We start from the raw sequence: 20,675 nt of genomic DNA, 5'->3' as shown, positions 1-20,675 counted from the left end.
AACCCGCTTCAGCTGGGCCGAGGTCGCCGGCGCCGCGCAGTACGAATTCGAGGTGGCCGCCGACGCGGACTTCAGCCAGGGCGCCGTGCAGGCGCGCGCGGCCGCGCCCGCGGCCAGCCGGCCGCTGGCGCCGGGGCGCTGGTGGTGGCGCGTGCGGTCCGTCGATGCGGCCGGCCAGCCGGGGCCCTGGGGCGAGCCGGTGGCGTTCGCGCAGGAGCCGTCGCCGCCGCAGCCGCGCCTGGAAGACGATGGCGGCGACACCCTGCGCATCGCATGGCCGGCCGCGGCCGCCGGTGGCGCAGGCGGCGCGGCCCAGGCCTACCGGCTGCAGATGGCGTCCGACGCGGCTTTCACCCGCATCGTGGCGGACGTGCGCAGCGAGACCAACGAGGCGCGCCTGCCGCGCCCGGGCAGCGGCAGCTACTTCGTGCGCGTGGGACGCGAGAGCCCTGGCGCCGCCACAGCCACCACTTCCGCCACTGCCGCCGGGCCGCATTTTTCCCCGCCCCAGCGCATCGAAGTGATGCAGTACGTGCGCGACGCACAAGGCCAGCCGGTGAGCACCGGCGCAGGCCTGCTCAACCGTGCCGACTGAACTGGCGCAACCGGCGGCGCGCGCCCGCACGCTGGGCCGCCTGCAGGCGCGTCTGCTGGCCGGCTACCAGCGCCGCACGCTGGTCGAGTGGGCCTTGCTGGGCGCGGCGGTGCTGGCGCTGGTGGTGGCCTGCGCCGTGCGCGGCTGGAGCGAGCGCGCCGACAAGGCGGTCTACGACCTTGCCGTCGCGGCCCAGCACCACGCGCCCGGCGACGACATCGTCATCGTCGCCATCGACGATCCCGGGATCTCCGCCATCGGCCGCTGGCCGTGGCGGCGCCACGTGCTGGCCAGCCTGATCGACCATATCGCCGCCGGCGTGCCGCGCGTGATCGGTGTCGACGTGATCCTCTCCGAGCCCGACCTGCTGCACCCCGGGGACGACCGCGCGCTGGCGCTGAGCATGGCGCGCGCCGGCAACGTGGTGCTGCCCGCGCTGGCGGAGCCCGGGCAGGGCGGCCTGCAGGTGCGCTATCCGCTGACCGGCCTGGGCAGCGCGGTGGGCCATATCAATATCGCGGTGGACCTGGACGGCGTCGCGCGCCAGGTATTCCTTCAGGAAGGGCTGCCGGGCCAGTTGCTCGATCACTTTTCCGCCGCGATGGTCGGCTTCGGCCGTCCGCCGCGGCCCGTGTCCGGCTACCGGCATGATCAGCAGCAGGATGCGCCGGACGCCGATGGCTGGCTGCATCGCTATCGCTTGCGCATTCCTTTCGCCGGCCCGCCCGGCACGTTCCGCCAGGTGCCGGTGCTCGACGTGCTCGACGGCAAGCTGCCGCCCGGCTTCTTCCACGGCAAGGCCGTGCTGGTCGGTGCCACCGCCAGCGGACTCGGCGATGTGTACCCCACTCCTGCCTCGCGCGACGGCCACGGCATGAGCGGCGTGGAGATCATCGCCAATGCCATGCAGACGCTCCAGCGCGACAGCGCCATCGTGGCCCTGCCGGCGCCATGGTTCTGGCTCGGCACGCTGCTGCCGGTGCTGCTGGCGGCGCTGGCCGCGCTGATGCTTACCCCGCGCAATGCGCTGCTGGTGACCGCGGGGCTGCTCGGTGGCACGCTGGGTGCGAGCCTGCTGCTGGTGGTGCTCGGCCACCTGTGGTTCGCGCCGGTCAGCGCCATGGCGGGCTGCGCCCTGCTGTACCCGCTGTGGAGCTGGCGCCGGCAGGAAGCGGCGCTGCAATTCCTCACCGATGAACTGGCGCAGCTGGAGCGGGAACCCGGCCTGCTGGCGATGGAGACGGACGAGGGCGAGGCCGCCGGGGCGCGGGGCCGCAACCTCGATACGCGCATGCGGGCGGTCTATCGCATGACCACGCGCCTGCGCGACCTGCGGCAGTTCCTCTCCGACGGGCTGGAAGGCCTGCCCGAGGCCACCGTGATCTGCGATCCGGCCGGACGCGTGCTGCTGGCCAACCGGCGTGGCTTGCTGCTGGCGCCGCGCACGCTTGCGACGCTGGCCGATGCGGCGGCGCCGCGCCCGCGCATCGGCGAGATGATCGACGAGGTGTTCGCGCAGCCCAAGGCCGGCCACGACTACTGGGAACAGTTGCGCAGCGCCTGGCCCGGCGGCGACAGCGCGCCGGCCCAGCCGGTCCAGGCCCCGCCCGGCGTGGAGCTGGAAGCGCGCGACCAGCATCCCATGCTGCTGCGCGGCGCGCCGCTGCGCAGCGACACCGGTGGCGTGGCCGGCCTCATCATCAGCGTAATCGACATCACCCAGGTACGCATGGCCGAGCGCCGCCGCGAGGAATCGCTGCGCTTCATCTCGCACGACATGCGCTCGCCGCAAGCCTCCATCCTCGCCCTGATCGAGCTGCAGCACGAAGCCGGCCGCGCGCTGCCGCAAGCGGCGCTGCTGGCCCGCATCGGTGACTACGCCAGCCGCACGCTGGAGCTGGCCGACGACTTCATCCGCCTGGCCCGGGCCGAGGCGCCGCACCTGAACTTCATCGAGGTCGACCTCGCCGGCGTGGTGCTGGACGCCACCGACGAGTTGTGGGCGCTGGCCAGCACCGCGCGCATCGAGCTGCGCCTGGCGTTGGAGGAAGAGCAGGCCATCGTGACGGCCGAGCCCGTGCTGCTGGTGCGCGCGATCGCCAACCTGGTGAGCAACGCCATCAAGTTCAGCCCGCCGCGCAGCACGGTCACGGTCAGGCTGTACCGCGTGCCGCAGGGCCTGGCGATCGACGTGGCCGACCAGGGCCGGGGTATTGCCGTGGAAGACCAGGGCCGCCTGTTCCAGCCCTTCGCGCGGCTGCGCGACAACGAGCGCGATGCGCCCGCTGGCAGCGGGCTGGGGCTGGTGTTCGTGAAGACGGTGGTGGAGCGGCACGGCGGCGAGGTGCGCCTGGCCAGCGCGGCCGGGGCGGGCGCGACGTTTACGATCGTGCTGCCCGCCTGAGCCGCCGGGCTTCGGGGGACAGGCTCAGCGCGCCGCCGTGGCCATGCCGGTGCGCGGCTCCTGCCCCTGCGAGGCCTGCGCGGCCTGTGCGGCAACGCGGCCATCCATCTGCCGGACCTTGCGCGCGGCGCGCCGTTCGTTTTCGTCCTGCAGCGTGACGCACAGCACGGTGAGCAGCGCGAACGCCACCATGCACAGCGCGAGATAGCCCAGCAGTCTGGTTCGGTCGGTTCGCATAGGGATGCCCTTCGTGATTAGCGCAGGATTCTAGGCGCGATGCACGAGGGCAATGTCAACAAATGCAAGGGCGGGAAGCCGCCGGCCGTCCGATGGTGTCGATCATTTCGATAACTTCGCTTCGGTAGCTTCGCTTCGATGACTTCGATCGTCTCGACAGTGTCCCTTACCCCAGCAAGGCGCGCGGCAAGTGCCCGCCGACCCAGTCCCGCTCCTGCTCGTAGGCGCGCGCGGCGCGCAGCACGGAGAGATCGCCGCGCGGCCTGCCGATCAGCTGCATGCCCATCGGCAATCCCTCGGCGCCGAATCCCACCGGCAAGCTGACCACCGGGCATCCCGACAGCGTCCAGGGACAGACCACCTCCATCCAGCGGTGATACGTATCCATCGCGCGTCCCGCTATCTGCTTCGGCCAGGTCGCGTTTACGTCGAAGGGAAACACTTGTGCCGTTGGCACCGCGATGTAGTCGAACGTCCCGAACACGCCGAGCAGCGCCTGGTACCAGGCGCTGCGCGCCACGCTGGCGGCATGGATATCGGCGGCGCCGAGCTTGAGCGCGCCTTCGATTTCCCAGATTGCCTCGGGCTTGAGCAAGGCGCGCCGGGCCGGGTCCTGGTAGTGGGGAAGCAGGCCGTGGCCCACCAGGAAGTGACGGTGCGCCAGCCAGACCTGCCACAGCTGCGCGGGCGGGAACGGCGCGGCGATGGCCTCCACCGCCACGCCGAACGCGGGGAAGGCCTTGAGCGCGTCTTCGCACAGCGCCAGGATGCCGGCCTCCATCGGCAGGTAGCCGTCCCAGTCGCCGAGCCAGGCCACGCGCTTGCCTTTGAGGTCCGCCGACAGGGCGCCGGCGACGTTGTCCGGCGTCAGCGCGGCCAGTTCGGGGTCTTGCGGCAGCGCCTGCGGCGTGCGCGCGTCCGCGCCGGACTGGGTGGCGAGCAGCAGCGCGAGATCGGCCACGGTGCGTGCCATCGGGCCTTCGGTGCCAAGCTGCGGCAGGAAAAGCTCGGGGCCGGGGCCGTAGGGCACGCGCCCGGCCGAGGGGCGCATGCCGTACACGTTGCAGAAGCCGGCCGGGTTGCGCAGCGAGCCGCCGAAGTCGCTGCCGTCGGCCACCGGCAGCATGCGCATGGCGAGGGCGGCCGCGGCGCCGCCGCTGCTGCCACCGGCGCTGCGGCTGGTGTCGTAGGGGTTGCGGGTGGCCCCGTAGACCGGGTTGAAGGTGTGCGAGCCCAGGCCGAACTCGGGGGTGTTGGTCTTGCCGATCAGCACCGCGCCGGCGGCGCGCGCGCGTTCGACCACGATGGCATCGGCCGTGGGCACGTTGTCGCGGAAGATGGGCGAGCCGAAGGTGGTGCGGATGCCGCGCGTGGCCGCCAGGTCCTTGGGGGCCTGCGGCATGCCGTGCATCCAGCCGGCGGAGCGCCCTTGCGCGAGCGCCTGGTCGCAGGCGTCGGCTTCCTGCAGGAGCACCTCGCGCTCGCGCAGCGCCACGATGGCATTGACCGCCGGGTTCACCCGCGCGATATGCTCCAGGTAGGCGTGCATGACTTCGCGGCTGGAGAGCCTGCGCGCATGTAGCTCGCGCGATAGCTGCAGGGCCGGCATGGCCACGATGGGATCGATGCGCTCGACGCTGCCTGCATTGCCTTCGGGGAATTGCATGGTCTGGTTCCTCGTGCCTGGGTGTGCGTGTACCGGCGCCAGTCTGTCATATCGGCGCCCTGCGTGACAGGCCCATGAGAGATCGATGGGAGACCCGCGCGCGGCGAGCCGCTGCGAGCATGCTACGATCCGCGCCTATCTCGGAGAATGAAGATGTCTTTTACTTGCCAGAACCAATCGTGCCGCACGCGCTGGGAAGAGGCGGATGTGACGATCAAGGATGAAGGCCAGGGCCTGCTGTTCCGCTGCCCGGTGTGCAATTCGCGCAACCCGGTGGTGCCGCAGCGCCAGCCGGACGGCAGCATCCGCTACCAGCAGCGCAACCGCTAAGGCCGGCGGCAGGACCGGCGGGCTCAGCCGCCCGCGCGCTTGACGGTCATGCCTTGCTGGCGCAGTTTCGCGATCACGGTGTCGCAGTGATCGCCCTGGATCTCGATCACGCCGTCCTTGACGGTGCCGCCCGATCCGCAAGCGGCCTTCAGCTCCTTGCCGAGCTGGGCCAGCGCCAGCGGCGCCAGCACCACGCCGCGCACCAGCGTCACTCCCTTGCCCTTGCGGCCCTTGGTTTCCCGCGATACCCGCACGATGCCGTCGCCCTGCGCGACCGTTTGCGCCTTGCCGCAGGTGCAGGCCGCCAGCGCATTGCCGCAGCCCGGGCACATGCGGCCGTGCTCGGTGGAATAGACGAGCGAACTGGCGGACTTGGGGGCGGGCATGACGGAATTCCTGGCGGGATGCGGGGCTGGCAGCGTACGCCAAGCCTGCCTTGCCCGCAAGATCCGGCGCGATCCGCGGGCTGGCGGATCACCGATACGGACGCGGGAAAGCAGATGGCCTTCGGTGCGTATCAAGTCGGGGGCGGGGGGAGAAGGGCTAAGCGCAGGGAAGGCGCTTGCGTCGGAACGACGAGCAGCCGTCATGCCACGGGCTGCCTTTACCGCGCCCTGCGGGGCGCATCAGCCGGCGGCGGGGGGATTCGGCCGGTGCCTGGCTAGCGGCCGGCGGGACTGCCGTAGAACGTGCCGGTGCGGGGGTTGGACACGATATAGGTGTTGCGCCGGGCCCAGGTCTGGGCCGCCATGAAGGCTTCGGGCTCGCGCTGGCTCCACTCGCTCGTCATCAGCGGCGCCGCTTCCTGCTCCGTGGTCATGTACACGACAGCCTTGTGCAGGGCCGCGCGGCCCTTGCCTCCCGGAATCGTAATGGTGCGAATCGTCACGCGCATTGTCGGGATCCTCCACGTTTCTGGTCGCCAGATTATGTCCGGTTCCGCAAGACAGTATCGTGACAGCGCAATGTCCGCGAAACTCAGGGACTTCTAGTCTACTTCGTCTGCAGGCCGGATTGCGCGTGTGTTGCGCACGCGCCGCATGCGATACCTGCCGCGGGGGCGTTTTCCGCACTCCGCAGCGCAATGTCACGGCCACCGCGTCCAGATCCGTGGCGAAAGGACAGTTGTCTCTACATTAGTCTCTACATTACAGGGGCAAGGAGGCAGCAGGACCCGAGGGCGCGCGCCGCGCATCCGCGGGTCAGGCCGCCGCCGCCGGCCGCGCTTTGAGCGGCACCCAGACCTCCACCACGCCGGTGCCCGCGGCCGGATCGAAATCCGCGCTGTAGCGCTCGAAGTCCGGTGCGCATGCCGTCTCCAGTCCGGACGCTGGCAGCCACTTCTGCCAGATTGCCAGGCAGGTCTGGACCAGCGTCGAAAGCGGCCCCGCATGCGTGAACACCGCGTAGTGCTGCGCCGCGAGCTCGATGCAGCGGTACGCCTCCTGCAGGCCGTCCAGGCTGCCCACTTCCACGCCGGCAATGTATTCAAAGCCGCCGTGTCCGTCCGGATTGCAGCAAACGCCGTAGGTCACGTAGCCCACCTGGCCCGGCACCTTGCCGATCTGCGGAATGAAGCGCTGCCAGAGTGCCGGGATGCCGCCGTTGGTCTCCAGCGTGAAGCGTCCTGCCTGGCCTGCGATCAGCAGAGGGCGGCCGGTTTCGAAGCGTGGCTGGGAAAGGTCTGCTGCCTTGGGGTCGGTCATGTGCAAGGGCTCCGCGATCGGGACTGCGTCAAAGGCCGTTCTTGTCGAGCGTAATGCCAAGTTCGCCCGCCATCTGCTCGAGCATGGCCTGCAGGCGAGCCACCTTTCCGGCCAGTTCCTTCTGCTCGGCCTTCATCGCCTCGAACTCGGAGGGCGGGATGGCTTCCTCGGTGGCGCCCTGCGCGCCGGCGGCATCGTCCACGCTGACCTCGCCGCACAGCAGATGCATCCAGCGGTGCTCGCGTCCGCCGGGCGCGCGAGCCAGCCTGACTACGCGCGGCGGCTCGGCGCTGGCGAGTTCGTCGAGGAAGACCTCGACCGACGAGATATCGGCGAAGGCGTGCAGGCGCGCGCTGTTCAGGCGCAACTCGGCTGCGGTCTGCGGGCCGCGCAGCAGCAGCGTGGCAAGCAGCGCGACGGACTGGCTGGGAATATTGAGCACGCGCTTCATGTTCTGCTCGAAGCGCGGCACGCGGCTGCTGCTGCCTTCCATCACCAGGCTCAGGCGCTTGAGGCCGTCGATGGCGGTAAGCACTTCGTCTTCGCTGGCGTTCATCACCGGCGCGCGCGCGGTCTTCTGGTTGCAGCCGGCGGTAAGCGCGTTGAGCGAGAGCGGGTAGGTGTCGGGCACGGTGTGCTGCTTTTCCAGCAGCACGGCCAGCACGCGTCCCTCGAGCTGGGTGAGGGCGCGCATGGGGGGGCGCGAGGGGGTGTCGGGGTTTGTGTCCATGGATGGCGTCGCTAGGTGAGGCTGCTTCGGGCCTGGCGGGCGGATACGCGTTGCGGGCCGGGAGCGGGTGGTTTGCGAGGCATATGATAGTCGCACGGGCCTGCCGCGGCTATGCGCGCGTGTACTACGCCGCCGCGTCTTCGCGCAGGGCCCTGGCGATCAGTGCCACGGCCGGCGTGATGGCGGGGGACGCGGATGATGCCGCCGCGGCATGGCGCGGCGTGATGAAGACCATCCGGCCGGACGGGAACGGTGCGCGCAGGCGCACCTTGCGCACCATCGACATGGCGCCGTAGTGCCGCGCCGCGCTGTCCGGCACCACCGCCAGGAAGCCGCTACCGGCGACCATCGACAGGCTGGTGTGGAAAGACATCGACTCGATATGCGGCACCGGCGGCAGTTGTCCGTCGTCGAGGAACGGCTGCTCGAAGATCTCGCGTGTATGGGTGCCGCGCGGCGGCAGGATCCACGGGCTTTCGTGCAGCGCGGCCAGGCTGACCTCGCGCCGCCTTGCGAGCGGATGGTCGGGCGCGCAGGCGATGGCCAGGTGTTCGTCCCACAGCGGGGCGATGTCCAGCCCTTGCGCGCCCTGCGCCTGCGCGTGTTCCGCGTCGCCGGTGCCGAGCCGCCCGACCGCGCAGTCGAGTTCGCCGCGCGCGAGCATGGCGAGCAGGCCGCTGACGGTGTGCTCGCGCACCTGCAGGCGCGGCAGTGTGCCTTGCCGGCTGAGCTTGGCGACCAGCCGCGGCAGCACGTTGACACCGACCAGCGGCAGCACGCCGATCCTGACCAGTGGCAGCTCCGGGCGCGTGGCGAGCGCTTCGCCGGCGGCGTCCAGCGCGCCCAGCGCGATGCGCAGGCGTTCAAGCGCGCGTTCGCCGGCGGCGCTCAGGCGGCCGCCACGCGTGGTGCGTTCGATCAGGGTGCAGCCGAATGCCTGTTCCAGTTCCTGCAGCATCTTGGTCACGGCCGGCTGGCTGATATGCAGCGATCCGGCGGCGGCCGTCAGCGAGCCGGAGCGCGCGACCAGGTCCAGCAGCCGCAGATGGCGGATGCGCAGGCGGTCGATACGGTTGGGCTGGGCGGCGGACGGAGCGGTGTTGCGGGGAATCGTGGCCATAACCATTCGTGATGGGATCTTCAAATCTGGATAATTGTCCAGAATGACTCGGCACGGCCACAATCGGGCAAAACCATGAAGGAGACCCGAGATGCAAGAGCCCCCACGCCGGCCGCGCCGCCTGCTGCTGAAGTCCCTGCTGGCGCTGCCCCTCGCGGCGGCCGCCGGCAGGCCTGCCGGCGCGCTTGCCGCCGACAGCTATCCATCCCGCCCGGTGCGGCTGGTGGTGCCGTACGCCGCCGGCGGCGGCCCCGATATCCAGGCCCGCAAGCTGGCCGAGGTGCTGGGCCGGGAGCTTGGACGGCCCATCGTGGTGGAGAACCGCGTCGGCGCGGGCGGCATCCTGGCGGCGGAGTTCGTGGCGCAGCAGCAGCCCGACGGCTATACCCTGCTGCTGGGCGCCTCCACCCACGTGGCGCAGAAGCTGCTGCAGCCGGGCGCGAAATTCGATCCGGCGGCGTTCACCCATGTCACGCGCACGGGCTCGAGCCCGGCGGTGCTGATCGTCAGCGCGGCCTCGCCCTATCGCACGGTCGGGGACCTCGTCGCCGCCGCGCGGCGCGCGCCGGGCACGCTGAACTACGCTTCGGGCGGCGTCGGCTCGGCCGCGCATATCTGCGGCGCGGCGTTCGCGGCGGCCACCGGCATCGACGTGCTCCACATCCCCTACAAGGGCTCGGTGGAGATCGTGCCGTCGCTGGTCAAGGGCGATACGCAGTTCGGCTTTCCGGTGGCGACCACCGCGGTGCCGCAGATCGCCAACGGCAAGGTGCGCGCGCTCGCGCTGACCTCGGCGCAGCGCAGCGCGGCCCTGCCGCAGGTGCCCACGCTGAATGAAGCGCTGGGCCGTGGCGATCTCGCGCTCGATGCATGGACCGGCATCTGGGCGCCAGCGGGCCTTCCCGCGCCGCTGGTGGCGCGCCTGCACGCGGCGACGCTGCGCGCGCTCGCGGATCCCGGCCTGCGGCGCTTCTACGTGGACACCGGCGCGAGCGTCGAGCCGAGCCCCACGCCTGCATCGTTCTCCCGCCTGGTCGCCGAGGAAACCGCACGCATGCGGCAGGTGATCGACAAGAACCGCATCACCCTCCAGTGAGACCAGACATGCCCGACACCACCAGCAATTCCGGCAATTCCAGCAATTCCGCCAATTCCAGCACCGCCGGCACCGGTTTCACCCCGCTCGCCGGCATCGGCGTACTCGACTTTTCGCACGTCATCGCGGGCCCCTTCGCCACCTTCCTGCTGGCCCGTCTCGGGGCCGACGTGACCAAGGTGGAGAACACCAACGGCGGCGATGTCATGCGCCGCACCGAGCGCGGTCGCGAGGCCTTCGTCGCGCTCAACGCGGGCAAGGCATCGCTCAGCCTCGACCTCGCCAGCGAGGCGGGCAAGCGCGAGGCGCTGGCGCGCGCCGCCCGCTGCGATGTGTTCGTCGACAACCTGCGGCCCGGCGTGCTCGAGCGTTTCGGCCTGGGCTTCGAGGCCGTGCGCGCGCTCAATCCGCGCGTGGTCTATTGCAGCATCTCCGGATTCGGGCGCGGCGCGACAGGGTGGAGTGGCAGGCCGGCCTACGATCACGTGGTGCAGGCGGCCACCGGCATGGCCTGCATGGCGGGCAGCGAGGGCGATCCGCCCATCAAGACCGGCTTTCCCGTCATCGATTCCGCCACGGGGCTGCTGGCGGCGTTCGCCATCCTCGCGGGCGTGCGCGAGAGCGAACGCACGGGCCGCGGCATGCTGCTCGATATCTCGATGGCCAGCGCGGGCATGCAGCTGATGTACCCGATGAGCTGCGACGCGCTCACGCGCGGCACGACGCCGCCGCGCGTGGGCAACCAGGGATACTCGGGCAGCCCGTCGGCGGATTTCTTCCGCACGCGGGACGGCTGGCTGGCGATCGGGGCGAACACGCCGGGGCAATTGCTGGCATTGCTCGAAGCGCTCGAACTCGGGCACCTGGCCTGCGATCCGGCGCTGTTCGACCCGCCGCTGCAACGCGACGGCCTGCCGGCGTTCGTACGCTCGCGCGATCCGGCCGCGCTCAAGGCGGCGCTATGCGCGGTGCTGGCCGATGCGGATGCGGTGCAAGTCGAAGCGCGGCTGAGCGCCTGTGGCGTGCCGGCCGCGCGCGTGCGCAATATCGCCGAGTTCGCCAGGGAATCGATGTCGAACGGCGCGCTGTCGACGGTCGAGCTGCGCGATGGCGAGACGACCGTATTGTCGCCCGGGCTGGGATTCCGGGTTCAGCAGTAGCTGCGCGCAGGCATGGTGGCTGGGGGGCGGCCCCGGCCGTCAGTCGCGCGAGGCGAGCGAGCGGTTGACGCGCAGTGCCAGCAGCGTGCACGCGGCGCCGGACAGCAGGTAGACGCTCACGGCCACCAGGCCGAATTCGACCGACAGCCCCAGCGCCACCAGCGGCGCGAAGGCGGCACCGAACAGCCACGCGAAGTCCGAGGTGAGCGCCGCGCCGGTATAGCGGAAGCGCCTTTCGAAGTTCGAGGTGACCGCGCCCGCGGCCTGCCCGTAGGACAGCCCCAGCAACCCGAAGCCGACCAGGATGAAGATATCCTGCCGCCCCGCGCCGCCGCCCATCAGGAACGGCGCGAACAGGCTGAAGATGGCGATCAGCGTGGCCATCAGCCCGAGCGTGGTGCGCCGGCCGATGCGGTCGGCGATCACCCCCGAGGCAATGGTGCCCAGCATGGCGATGCCCGCGCCGATGATCTGCACGACCAGCACGTCGTTGACATCCTGCGTGCCATGCAAGGCCACCCACGACAGCGGGAACACCGTCACCAGGTGGAACAACGCATAGCTCGCCAGCGCGGCGAAGGCGCCGAGGAAGAGGTTGTAGCCCTGGTCACGCGCGATCTCGATGGGGCTGATCGGCTCCAGCTCGCCTTCGTCGAGGAGTTCCGTGTACTCCTGCGTCACCACCAGGCGCAGCCGCGCGAACAGCGCCACCACGTTGATGGCGAAGGCCACGTAGAACGGATAGCGCCAGCCCCATTCGAGGAATTCCTCGATCTCCAGGTTCGCGCGCAGGAACAGGAACAGCGATCCCGCGATCAGGAAGCCGATCGGCGCGCCGAGCTGGCCCATCATCGAATACCAGCCGCGCCGCTGCGGCGGCGCGTTGAGCGCCAGCAGCGAAGGCAGGCCATCCCACGAGCCGCCGAAGCCGATGCCCTGGAGGATGCGGAAGAACGCCAGCAGGATGATGGACTCGCGCCCGAGGGTGTCGTAGCCGGGCAGGAAGGCGATGCCGGCCGTCGCCGTGCCGAGCGCGAACAGGGCGGCGGTGAGCTTGACACCGCGGCCCCAGCGCCGCTGTATCACCATGAACAGCGTGGTGCCGAAGGGGCGCGCGATAAACGCGAAGGAGAAAACGGTGAAGGAAAGCAACAGGCCTTCGAGGCGCCCGACGAAGGGGAAGAATACCGCCGGGAAGACCAGCACCGAGGCGATGCCGTAGACGAAGAAATCGAAGTATTCGGAAGCCCTGCCGATGACCACCCCCGTGGCGATCTCGCCGGGCGCGACATGGGCGTGGTGCGCGGCCTCACGGGCCGAGGGTGCTGACGACGGGTCGTGCTGTTGAGTGATGCCGGACATCATCAGGCCTTGTCGTAGTGCCACACTCCTTTAAGAATGGCACTTCTTTGACTACAGTGCCATAGGAAAATATGCAGTTCTCGAAAGTTTAGTTCTAGCAGTATGATGGTGCCCATGCCAGCCCACCGGCGTTCCAACGATCACTTGGACGGCTATGCATTTGCGTAATCGGATAGTGCCATCCCGCTACGTCATGCGCGGGATCTTGCTACTTTCGGCTGCCTTGCTGTTGACAGGTTGCAATGCCGTGCTGCTGGCCCCGTCGGGTGACCTTGCGGTCCGGCAGCGTGATTTAATCATCATCTCAACCGGCCTGATGCTGCTGATCATCGTGCCGGTGATCATCCTGACGCTGCTGTTCGCCTGGCGCTACCGCGCCTCCAACCGCGCAGCCACCTACGAACCGGACTGGGACCATTCCACCTTGCTGGAACTGGTGATCTGGTCCGCGCCGCTGCTCATCATCATCGCGCTGGGCGCGATCACCTGGGTCAGCACGCACAAGCTCGACCCGTACCAGCCCCTGTCCCGCATCGACGCCGAGCGCGGCGTGCCCACCGGCCTGGAACCGCTCACCGTCGAAGTGGTGGCGCTGGACTGGAAGTGGCTGTTCCTGTATCCGGACCAAGGCATTGCCACGGTCAACGAACTGGTGGCGCCGGTGGACCAGCCCATCCGCTTCAAGCTCACGGCCGCCACGGTGATGAACTCCTTCTTCATTCCCGCGCTGGCCGGGCAGGTCTATGCCATGCCGGGCATGGAGACCAAGCTTCATGCCGTGATCAACGCGCCCGGCGTGTACGAAGGCATCTCCGCCAACTACAGCGGCGCGGGCTTCTCCGGCATGTACTTCAAGTTCCACGGCGTCAGCAACGAGGAATTCGACCGCTGGGTCAAGGCAGCCAAGGCCGGCGGCGGCGCGCTCACGCGGGATGCCTACCTCAAGCTCGAGCAGCCCAGCGAGCGCGAACCGGTGCGCCGCTATGCCAGCGTGGACCCGGCCCTGTATGGCGCCATCCTGAACCGCTGCGTGGAAGCGGGCAAGCCGTGCATCAAGGACATGATGCCCGACAGCGCGAAGCATGCCCGCCGCGAGCAGCAGGGGCCCGCCTCGGGGTACGCCCTGGCGTCGCTGACGCGCTCCGGCGAGACCCTTGGCGCGATCTGCACCGCCGGCGATCCCACCGGCGCGGGCCCGGCGAAAACGCAGCCGCGGTGACGCGCTGACGCCATGGCGCGCCCGCCGAAGAAGAATCCTGCAACAACGCCCCTGCGGGCCTGGTGATGACAATGCCCGAGCACGACCTGACCCAGTTGGTATTCGGCCGCCTGACCTGGGAGGCGATTCCCTACCACGAGCCCATCCTGCTGGCCACCTTCGCGGCGGTGGCGATCGGCGGGCTGGCGCTGGTCGGCGCGCTGACCTACTTCCGCGCCTGGGGCTACCTGTGGCATGAGTGGTTCACCAGCATCGACCACAAGAAGATCGGCATCATGTATATCGTGCTCGGCATCGTCATGCTGCTGCGCGGCTTCGCCGATGCGGTCATGATGCGGCTGCAGCAGTCCGTTGCCTTCGGCGACACGCTGGGCTACCTGCCTCCGCATCACTACGACCAGATCTTCACCGCGCACGGCGTGATCATGATCTTCTTCGTGGCCATGCCGCTGGTCACCGGCTTCATGAACTTCGTCGTGCCGCTGCAGATCGGCGCGCGCGACGTGGCCTTCCCCTTCCTCAACAACTTCAGTTTCTGGATGACGGTGGGCGGCGCCGTGCTGGTGATGATGTCGCTGTTCGTCGGCGAGTTCGCGCGCACCGGCTGGCTGGCCTATCCGCCGCTGTCCGGCATCCTGCAAAGCCCGGACGTGGGCGTGGACTACTACATATGGTCGCTGCAGGTGGCGGGGCTGGGCACGCTGCTGTCGGGCATCAACCTGCTGGTGACCATCGTCAAGATGCGCGCGCCCGGCATGACGCTGATGAAGATGCCGATCTTCACCTGGACCTCGCTGTGCACCAACGTGCTGATCATCGCCGCCTTCCCGGTGCTCACCGCCGTGCTGGCGCTGCTGGCGCTGGATCGCTACACCGGCACCAACTTCTTCACGGCGGACCTCGGCGGCAACGCCATGATGTATATCAACCTGATCTGGATCTGGGGCCACCCCGAGGTCTACATCCTGGTGCTGCCCGCCTTCGGCATCTTCTCGGAGGTGGTGTCCACCTTCTGCGGCAAGCGCCTGTTCGGCTACGCGTCGATGGTGTACGCCACGGTGGTGATCACGGTGCTGTCCTACCTGGTCTGGCTGCACCATTTCTTCACCATGGGATCGGGGGCAAGCGTCAACTCGTTCTTCGGCATCACCACCATGATCATCTCGATCCCGACCGGGGCGAAGATCTTCAACTGGCTGTTCACCATGTACCACGGGCGCATCCGCTTCGAGGTGCCGATGCTGTGGACGGTCGGCTTCATGGTGACCTTCGTGATCGGCGGCATGACCGGCGTGCTGCTGGCGGTGCCGCCGGCCGACTTCGTGCTGCACAACAGCCTGTTCCTGATCGCCCACTTCCACAACGTCATCATCGGCGGCGTGCTGTTCGGGCTGATGGCCGGGATCAGCTACTGGTTCCCCAAGGCCTTCGGCTTCAAGCTCGACCCGTTCTGGGGCAAGTGCTCGTTCTGGTTCTGGCTGGTCGGCTTCTACGTCGCCTTCATGCCGCTGTACGTGCTCGGCCTGATGGGCGTGACCCGGCGCATGAACCATTTCCAGGATGCCTCGCTGCAGATCTGGTTCCAGGCCGCGGCCTTCGGCGCGCTGCTGATCGCCTGCGGCATCGGCTGCTTCCTGATCCAGCTGTTCGTCAGCTTCCGCCGCCGCGAAGCGCTGCGCGACACCACCGGCGACCCGTGGAACGGCCGCACGCTGGAGTGGTCCACTTCCTCGCCGCCGCCGGCCTACAACTTCGCCTTCACGCCCGTGATCCACGACAACGATGCCTGGTGGCAGATGAAGCAGCTCGGCTACGAGCGCCCGCAGCAGGGCTTCATCCCCATCCACATGCCGAAGAACACCAGCGCGGGCATCATTCTCGCGGGGCTGAGCACGCTGCTGGGCTTTGCGCTGATCTGGCATATGTGGCTGATCGTGGTGCTGACCTTCGTCACCCTTCTGGTGGTCGCGATCGGGCACACCTTCAACTACAAGCGCGACTACTACATCCCGGCCGATACCGTCGTCCACACGGAGGCAGAGCGCTCGCGCCTGCTTGCCAGCCATGGTTGATATCGCCACTCCCTACGGCCCGGAACGCATGAGCGCGCCGGAAGCCCCGCGCGCGGCGCAACTGCGCTTCTACGAGACCGCCGAGGTGCATGCCCAGAACGGCACCCTGCTCGGCTTCTGGCTCTACCTGATGAGCGACTGTCTCATCTTCGCCAGCCTGTTCGCCGTGTACGGCGTGGTGGGACGGCACTATGCCGGCGGACCCACCGGGGCGGAGCTGTTCGAGCTGCCGCTGGTGGCGCTCAACACCACCTTCCTGCTGCTGTCGTCCATCACCTATGGCTTCGCCATGCTGGAGATGCAGCGCTCCAGGGTGAGCCAGACGCAGCTCTGGCTGGCCATCACCGGCCTGCTGGGCGCGTGCTTCCTCGGGCTCGAGCTGTATGAGTTCGCGCACCTGGTCCACGAGGGCGCGGGGCCGCAGCGCAGCGCCTTCCTGTCCTCGTTCTTCACGCTGGTCGGCACGCACGGCCTGCACGTGACGGTGGGCATCGTATGGCTCATCACGCTGATGGTGCAGGTCGGCCAGCGCGGGCTGATCCCGGAGAACCGGCGCCGCCTGATGTGCCTGTCCATGTTCTGGCACTTCCTGGACGTGGTCTGGATCGGGGTGTTCACCTTCGTCTACCTGATGGGAGCGCTGCCATGAACGCGCATGACAACACGATGGCGGGCGGCGGCGGCGCGCACGGCCACGACGGGCACCATGGCCACGACGGCCATGGCGACGACGCCATGCACGCCACCTTCGGCGGCTACATGACGGGCTTCGTGCTCGCCGTCATCCTGACCGCCATCCCGTTCTGGCTGGTGATGGCGAAGGTGTTCGACAAGTCCAGCACCACCGCGCTGGTGCTGCTTGCCTGCGCCGCCGTGCAGATCGTCGTGCACATGATCTACTTCCTGCACATGAACTTCAAATCCGAGGGTGGGTGGACCATGCTGGCGCTGATCTTCACCATCGTGCTCGTCGTGATCGCGCTGAGCGGCTCGCTCTGGGTGATGTTCCACCTGGATCAGAATATGATGCCGGCTATGCACGACACGAAGAACCTACCTTGATCGCTCCCCGACACCCCCAGCAACAGCAAAATGCCGGCGCCGCGCGCCATCCGCAACCCGCTCCCCGACGTGGCATCGCCGCGCTCGTCGTCTTCGCCGTCCTGGCCGCCTTCGCCTTTTCCGTCCTGGTCGGGCTCGGCACCTGGCAGGTCCAGCGCCGCGCCTGGAAGCTAGACCTGATCGAGCGCGTCAACTCGCGCGTGCATGCCCCGCCCGTCGCGGCGCCCGGTCGCGCGCAGTGGCCGCAGGTCGCCGCGGCCACCGACGAATACAAGCACGTGCGCGTGTCCGGCACTTTCCTCAACGACCGCGAAACGCTGGTCCAGGCGGTGACGGACCTGGGCGGCGGCTTCTGGGTGATCACCCCGCTGCGCACCGCGGACGGCAGCGTGGTGCTGGTCAACCGCGGCTTCGTGTCGCCCGAGCGCGCCGACCGGACCACGCGCAGCCAGTACGATCCGGCCGGCGAGACCACCGTCACCGGGCTGCTGCGCATGAGCGAGGCCGGCGACGCCTTCCTGCGCCACAACGACCCGGCGGCCAATCGCTGGTACAACCGCGATGTGCCGGCGATTGCCGCCGCGCGCGGCCTGCAGGACGTGGCGCCGTACTTCATCGATGCCGACGCGGCGGCCGGCGGCTCGCCTGCCGCCAACGTTGCCGTCAATGCCGCCGCGGCCGATCCCGAAGGCACGGTGCCGCAGCAGCAGGGCGCCCAGCGCGTGTGGCCGGTTGGCGGGCTGACCGTGATTTCCTTCCACAACAGCCACCTCGGCTATGCCATCACCTGGTATGGGCTGGCCCTGATGGTGGCGCTGGGCGCGTTCCTCGTCGGCCGGCAGGAGTACCGGCGGCGCAAGGGATCGTGAGCGTGATGCGGCAGCGCCGGCGCTAGCCGACGCAGGCCTCGAACACCCGGCGGTAGTTGCCGCCCAGGATCATGCCCGTCTCGTCCTGCGTGAAGCCGGCGGCGACCAGCGCGTCGCCCAGCGACGGCAGTTGCTCGTAGCCGGTGAACACCGGCGGCGAGATAAAGCCGAGCATGTCGGTGCCCAGGCCGACGTGCTCCACGCCCACCACGTCGGCCATGCGCTTGATGCCCTCGGCCATCGCCTGGAGGGTGTGGAACGTGCCGGAACTCGGCCACACGCCGATCACGCCGCCGGTGGCGGCGATCGCGCGCGCATGGTCAGGAGAGATCAGCCGGCTGCGCGCGCCGGGGCGGGCAGCCAGCGCGGAATGCGAGATGACCAGCGGCTTGCTGGATGCCGCCGCCGCGCGCTTGACCAGGTCATAGGTGCCGTGCGCCACGTCCACCACGATCCCCAGCGCATTGCAGCGCCGCACCACCGCCGCGCCGAAGTCCGTGAGGCCCCCGTGCACCGGGGTTTCGGTCTGGATGTCGCCGAGCTCGTTGATGCGGTAGTGCGTGAGCTGCAAGTGGCGCAACTGGTGCAGGTTGAAGGCCTCGTCCACGCGGTCCAGCCGGCCTTCGAGAAAATCCGCGCCTTCCGCCGCGATGATCGCGCACGGCCCGGCGTGGCCCTGCGCCGCCAGCGTGGCCGCGCTGGTGACCACCTGCATCTGCTCGCGCGCGACCAGTTCGTGGGCGCGCGCGAATTCGGTGCGGCCCAGCGCATACAGCTCGCCCTCCTGCGGCGTGCGCCAGGCTTCGAAGCGGGTGCGGTTGGCGGAGACGCGCGTCACCGTGGTGTCGGTGACGATGGCCAGGCAGATCACGTTCATGCCGCCGGCGCGCATCGGCGCGGCCAGCGGCAGGAACGGCCGCCTGGCGCCGATGGCGGGGTCGCGCGAGACGATCACGCGGCCCGCGTGGCTGTGCATGTCGATCGTCATGGCATCCGCGGCCGGCTTCCACTTGATCGGGGCCTCCTCGGGCTGCGCGCCGCCGGCTCCGCTCTCGGCCTCCTGCGGGCTTTCGGTATAGCCCGCGAACCGTCCCGGCGCGCAGGCCGCCAGCCCGAGCGCCGCGCCGGATGCCAGGAATACGCGTCGGCTCATCGTAGCCGCCGTGCCCGCCGCGGGCGCCGTCAGGGGCCGGGCGTCCACCAGCTGGTAGCGCCATCCGGCAGGATCGTCCCGCAGGCGGACCAGCCGGCCGCGCAGGCTGGCCGCCTGCGCTGGCAAGGGGACAGGCTGCGCCGCATAGACCTCGACGCAGGCCAGCGGATCGCGCGGCACGCAGCCGCCGCAACAGGGAGATTCGGCCGCCAGCAGGAAGTAGTCGGCACAGCCCGCCCCGGCATCGAGGGGGATCATCCAGCCGCTGAGTTCCACCGTTGCGCCGTCGTGCGCATCGGCACTGCCGTTCCGGATCGTCTTCCAGTCCATCTGCATCGGGGCCCCCTGGTGTGCGGTGCAAGTCGCGCCTGCTGCGTTATGGAGGATAGCCGATAGCCGCCACGCGCCGGTCACGCTTCAGCTTTTCTCCGCCGGCGGGCTGAACAGATACACCACCACGGCCGCCGCCACCAGCACCCCTGCCGCGAGGAAGATGGCCGCGTAGGTACGCGACACCGGCCAGTGCGCGGCATCGCCCAGGCTGGCGATCATGCCGTAGCCCCAGGACGTCAGCGCGGAACCGAGGAAGACAAAGGTGTTGAGCAGGCCCAGGCCGCGCCCGCGCGCCGCCGGCGGGATCAGGCCGCGGCCCTGCGCCATGACCAGCGGATGCAGCATGCCGATGGTGGACAACAAGGCCATCATGGCCACGCCCGACGCCACGCCGCTATCGGGCCAGATGGCCAGGAGCACCGCCCCCGCCAGCGCGAAGCAGGACCAGCCGCCGATGGTGGCCTTGAGCGTGCTGTGGCGCACCAGCACCGGCAGGAAGAACGCGGTGGCGAAACCGGCCAGGCTCAGCAGCGTCAGCGCCACGCCGCGCGGACCGGCCTGCAGGTGGTAGACGCTGGCCAGGTAGGGGCCGCTCCAGGCATTGCGGAAGGCGGTGCCGGCGGCCATCGCCACGCACAGCGGGATCAGCGTCCACAAGGGGGCAAGGCCCAGCAGCCGGGCGCTTTGCAGCAGCATCGAGCCCCATGGCGTGTTGCGCGCCTCGACATGCCCTTCGTCGCGCACGAAGCGCCATACGCCGTAGCAGGCGGCCCCCATGCACAGGGCCGCAAAGGCCATCGCCACGCGCCAGCCGAGCCACTGCGAGGCCCATCCCAGCGGCGCCGTGGCACACAGCGCGCCGATCATGCCGGTCGCGTTGGATTTGCTGACCACGCGCGTGTAGTCCCGCTCGGACAACTGCTCCGAGGCGAAATGCAGCAGCCCCATGAATACCGGCGCGCAGGCCAGGCCCAGGCCTGCCTGCGCAAGCATGGCCACGGTGCCGTTCGGCGCCACGATGAACAGCAGGGAAGACACCGCGCCGATGGCCAGCAGCAAGGCGGTGGGCCTGCCCACGCCGTAGCGGTCAAAGGCAATGCCACACGGGATCTGCGCCACCGCGAAGGCCAGGAAGAAGCTCGAGGACAGGGTGCCGAAGCCGGCGGCCGAAAGCCCGAAGTCGTGCTGGAGTTCCGGCGCCATCACGGCAAGGCAACTGCGGTAGAACTGGCTGAGCGCAAAGGCGAACGTCAGCAGCAGGATGCCGTGCAGCGCGCGGCTGGAGGGATTCGATGTGTCCGGGGAAGCGTGCAATTGCGCCGACAACTCGCCGCCATGCGCGGCTTGGGATTTCTTCACGATGGAACCAGGTCCGTTTTTCTGGCGGCACTATCTATCGAAGGGATCCTGGCGTCGGTGCGCGGTCTTGCCGTACCTGGCGCACTGTCCGCAGCCGCGCGTCTGGCCAGGACCGCTTCGCCTGTTCTCGATAGCGCCTCTTTCTTGTGCGCAGCCTCCCGCAGGGCCCGGGCCCGCGACCGCGGCGGCGAGGCCCGGAAGC

General features: G+C 69.3%; 19 protein-coding genes and 1 pseudogene. 10 read left to right on the top strand and 10 right to left on the bottom strand.

Features of this window, described 5'->3' with window-relative positions:
- Positions 1-595, top strand: a pseudogene (locus AC1DK4_RS02290) (hypothetical protein); the annotation flags it as partial.
- Positions 585-2,999 carry a CHASE2 domain-containing protein gene (locus tag AC1DK4_RS02285; RefSeq protein WP_441649953.1) on the top strand — a complete coding sequence of 805 codons (2,415 nt, stop codon included), beginning with the start codon at positions 585-587 and terminating at the stop codon, positions 2,997-2,999. The pseudogene AC1DK4_RS02290 and the gene AC1DK4_RS02285, both read left to right, overlap by 11 nt.
- Before the next feature lie 24 nt (positions 3,000-3,023).
- Here the strand turns inward: AC1DK4_RS02285 and AC1DK4_RS02280 are convergent, their stop codons facing one another.
- Entirely contained in the window at positions 3,024-3,236 is a 213-nt protein-coding gene (locus AC1DK4_RS02280) for a hypothetical protein (protein WP_441611988.1), read from the bottom strand.
- A gap of 166 nt (positions 3,237-3,402) precedes the next feature.
- Positions 3,403-4,902: an amidase gene (locus AC1DK4_RS02275; protein ID WP_441611989.1), complete on the bottom strand. Its 1,500-nt coding sequence runs from the start codon at positions 4,900-4,902 to the stop codon at positions 3,403-3,405.
- A 153-nt stretch (positions 4,903-5,055) separates the two neighbouring features.
- On the opposite strand from AC1DK4_RS02275, the gene AC1DK4_RS02270 reads away from it, so the two are divergent.
- Entirely contained in the window at positions 5,056-5,232 is a 177-nt protein-coding gene (locus AC1DK4_RS02270) for a hypothetical protein (protein ID WP_441611990.1), read from the top strand.
- Between the two features lie 23 nt (positions 5,233-5,255).
- Here AC1DK4_RS02270 and AC1DK4_RS02265 read toward each other — a convergent pair whose 3' ends face one another.
- The 5 genes from AC1DK4_RS02265 to AC1DK4_RS02245 form a co-directional block, all read right to left on the bottom strand.
- Positions 5,256-5,618, bottom strand: a complete 363-nt coding sequence (locus AC1DK4_RS02265; protein WP_441611991.1) for a translation initiation factor Sui1 — start codon at positions 5,616-5,618, stop codon at positions 5,256-5,258.
- A gap of 275 nt (positions 5,619-5,893) precedes the next feature.
- A complete protein-coding gene (locus AC1DK4_RS02260; RefSeq protein ID WP_441611992.1) occupies positions 5,894-6,127 on the bottom strand; it encodes a CDP-diacylglycerol pyrophosphatase in 234 nt (77 codons plus the stop codon).
- Between the two features lie 307 nt (positions 6,128-6,434).
- Entirely contained in the window at positions 6,435-6,938 is a 504-nt protein-coding gene (locus AC1DK4_RS02255) for a GyrI-like domain-containing protein (RefSeq protein WP_441611993.1), read from the bottom strand.
- Between the two features lie 28 nt (positions 6,939-6,966).
- Positions 6,967-7,668 (bottom strand): YceH family protein, encoded by a 702-nt coding sequence (locus AC1DK4_RS02250; RefSeq protein WP_441611994.1) that lies wholly within the window; start codon positions 7,666-7,668, stop codon positions 6,967-6,969.
- A gap of 124 nt (positions 7,669-7,792) precedes the next feature.
- Positions 7,793-8,788, bottom strand: a complete 996-nt coding sequence (locus AC1DK4_RS02245; RefSeq protein ID WP_441611995.1) for a LysR family transcriptional regulator — start codon at positions 8,786-8,788, stop codon at positions 7,793-7,795.
- 91 nt (positions 8,789-8,879) lie between these two features.
- Between AC1DK4_RS02245 and AC1DK4_RS02240 the strand changes: the two genes are divergently transcribed.
- Both AC1DK4_RS02240 and AC1DK4_RS02235 read left to right on the top strand, forming a co-directional pair.
- The gene (locus tag AC1DK4_RS02240; RefSeq protein ID WP_441611996.1) at positions 8,880-9,884 is read left to right on the top strand and encodes a tripartite tricarboxylate transporter substrate binding protein; all 1,005 of its coding nucleotides are present in this window, start codon (positions 8,880-8,882) and stop codon (positions 9,882-9,884) included.
- An 8-nt stretch (positions 9,885-9,892) separates the two neighbouring features.
- Positions 9,893-11,044, top strand: a complete 1,152-nt coding sequence (locus tag AC1DK4_RS02235; protein WP_441611997.1) for a CoA transferase — start codon at positions 9,893-9,895, stop codon at positions 11,042-11,044.
- Between the two features lie 39 nt (positions 11,045-11,083).
- Here AC1DK4_RS02235 and AC1DK4_RS02230 read toward each other — a convergent pair whose 3' ends face one another.
- Entirely contained in the window at positions 11,084-12,406 is a 1,323-nt protein-coding gene (locus AC1DK4_RS02230) for an MFS transporter (RefSeq protein WP_441612266.1), read from the bottom strand.
- 193 nt (positions 12,407-12,599) lie between these two features.
- Between AC1DK4_RS02230 and cyoA the strand changes: the two genes are divergently transcribed.
- From cyoA to AC1DK4_RS02205, 5 genes are all read left to right on the top strand, one after another.
- Positions 12,600-13,625: a ubiquinol oxidase subunit II gene (gene cyoA, locus AC1DK4_RS02225; protein WP_441611998.1), complete on the top strand. Its 1,026-nt coding sequence runs from the start codon at positions 12,600-12,602 to the stop codon at positions 13,623-13,625.
- Between the two features lie 71 nt (positions 13,626-13,696).
- On the top strand, positions 13,697-15,697 hold the full coding sequence (gene cyoB / locus AC1DK4_RS02220; RefSeq protein WP_441643121.1) for a cytochrome o ubiquinol oxidase subunit I: 2,001 nt from the start codon (positions 13,697-13,699) through the stop codon (positions 15,695-15,697).
- Positions 15,698-15,725: 28 nt separating this feature from the next.
- A complete protein-coding gene (gene cyoC, locus AC1DK4_RS02215; RefSeq protein WP_441612267.1) occupies positions 15,726-16,346 on the top strand; it encodes a cytochrome o ubiquinol oxidase subunit III in 621 nt (206 codons plus the stop codon).
- Positions 16,343-16,759, top strand: coding sequence for a cytochrome o ubiquinol oxidase subunit IV (cyoD, locus tag AC1DK4_RS02210; protein WP_441612001.1), 417 nt, complete (start codon positions 16,343-16,345; stop codon positions 16,757-16,759). The genes cyoC and cyoD overlap by 4 nt, the downstream gene beginning before the upstream one ends.
- Positions 16,759-17,628 carry an SURF1 family protein gene (locus tag AC1DK4_RS02205; protein ID WP_441612268.1) on the top strand — a complete coding sequence of 290 codons (870 nt, stop codon included), beginning with the start codon at positions 16,759-16,761 and terminating at the stop codon, positions 17,626-17,628. The genes cyoD and AC1DK4_RS02205 overlap by 1 nt, the downstream gene beginning before the upstream one ends.
- A 22-nt stretch (positions 17,629-17,650) precedes the next feature.
- On the opposite strand, the gene AC1DK4_RS02200 is transcribed toward AC1DK4_RS02205, so the two are convergent.
- Both AC1DK4_RS02200 and AC1DK4_RS02195 read right to left on the bottom strand, forming a co-directional pair.
- The gene (locus AC1DK4_RS02200) at positions 17,651-19,117 is read right to left on the bottom strand and encodes a dipeptidase (RefSeq protein ID WP_441612002.1); all 1,467 of its coding nucleotides are present in this window, start codon (positions 19,115-19,117) and stop codon (positions 17,651-17,653) included.
- An 81-nt stretch (positions 19,118-19,198) separates the two neighbouring features.
- The gene (locus AC1DK4_RS02195) at positions 19,199-20,440 is read right to left on the bottom strand and encodes an MFS transporter (protein ID WP_441612269.1); all 1,242 of its coding nucleotides are present in this window, start codon (positions 20,438-20,440) and stop codon (positions 19,199-19,201) included.
- Positions 20,441-20,675 lie beyond the last annotated feature (235 nt).

It is taken from the genome of Cupriavidus sp. 05N38 (assembly GCF_056397345.1).
Note: the sequence above shows the minus strand (reverse complement) of the source record. Positions and strands in the feature narration are given on the sequence as shown.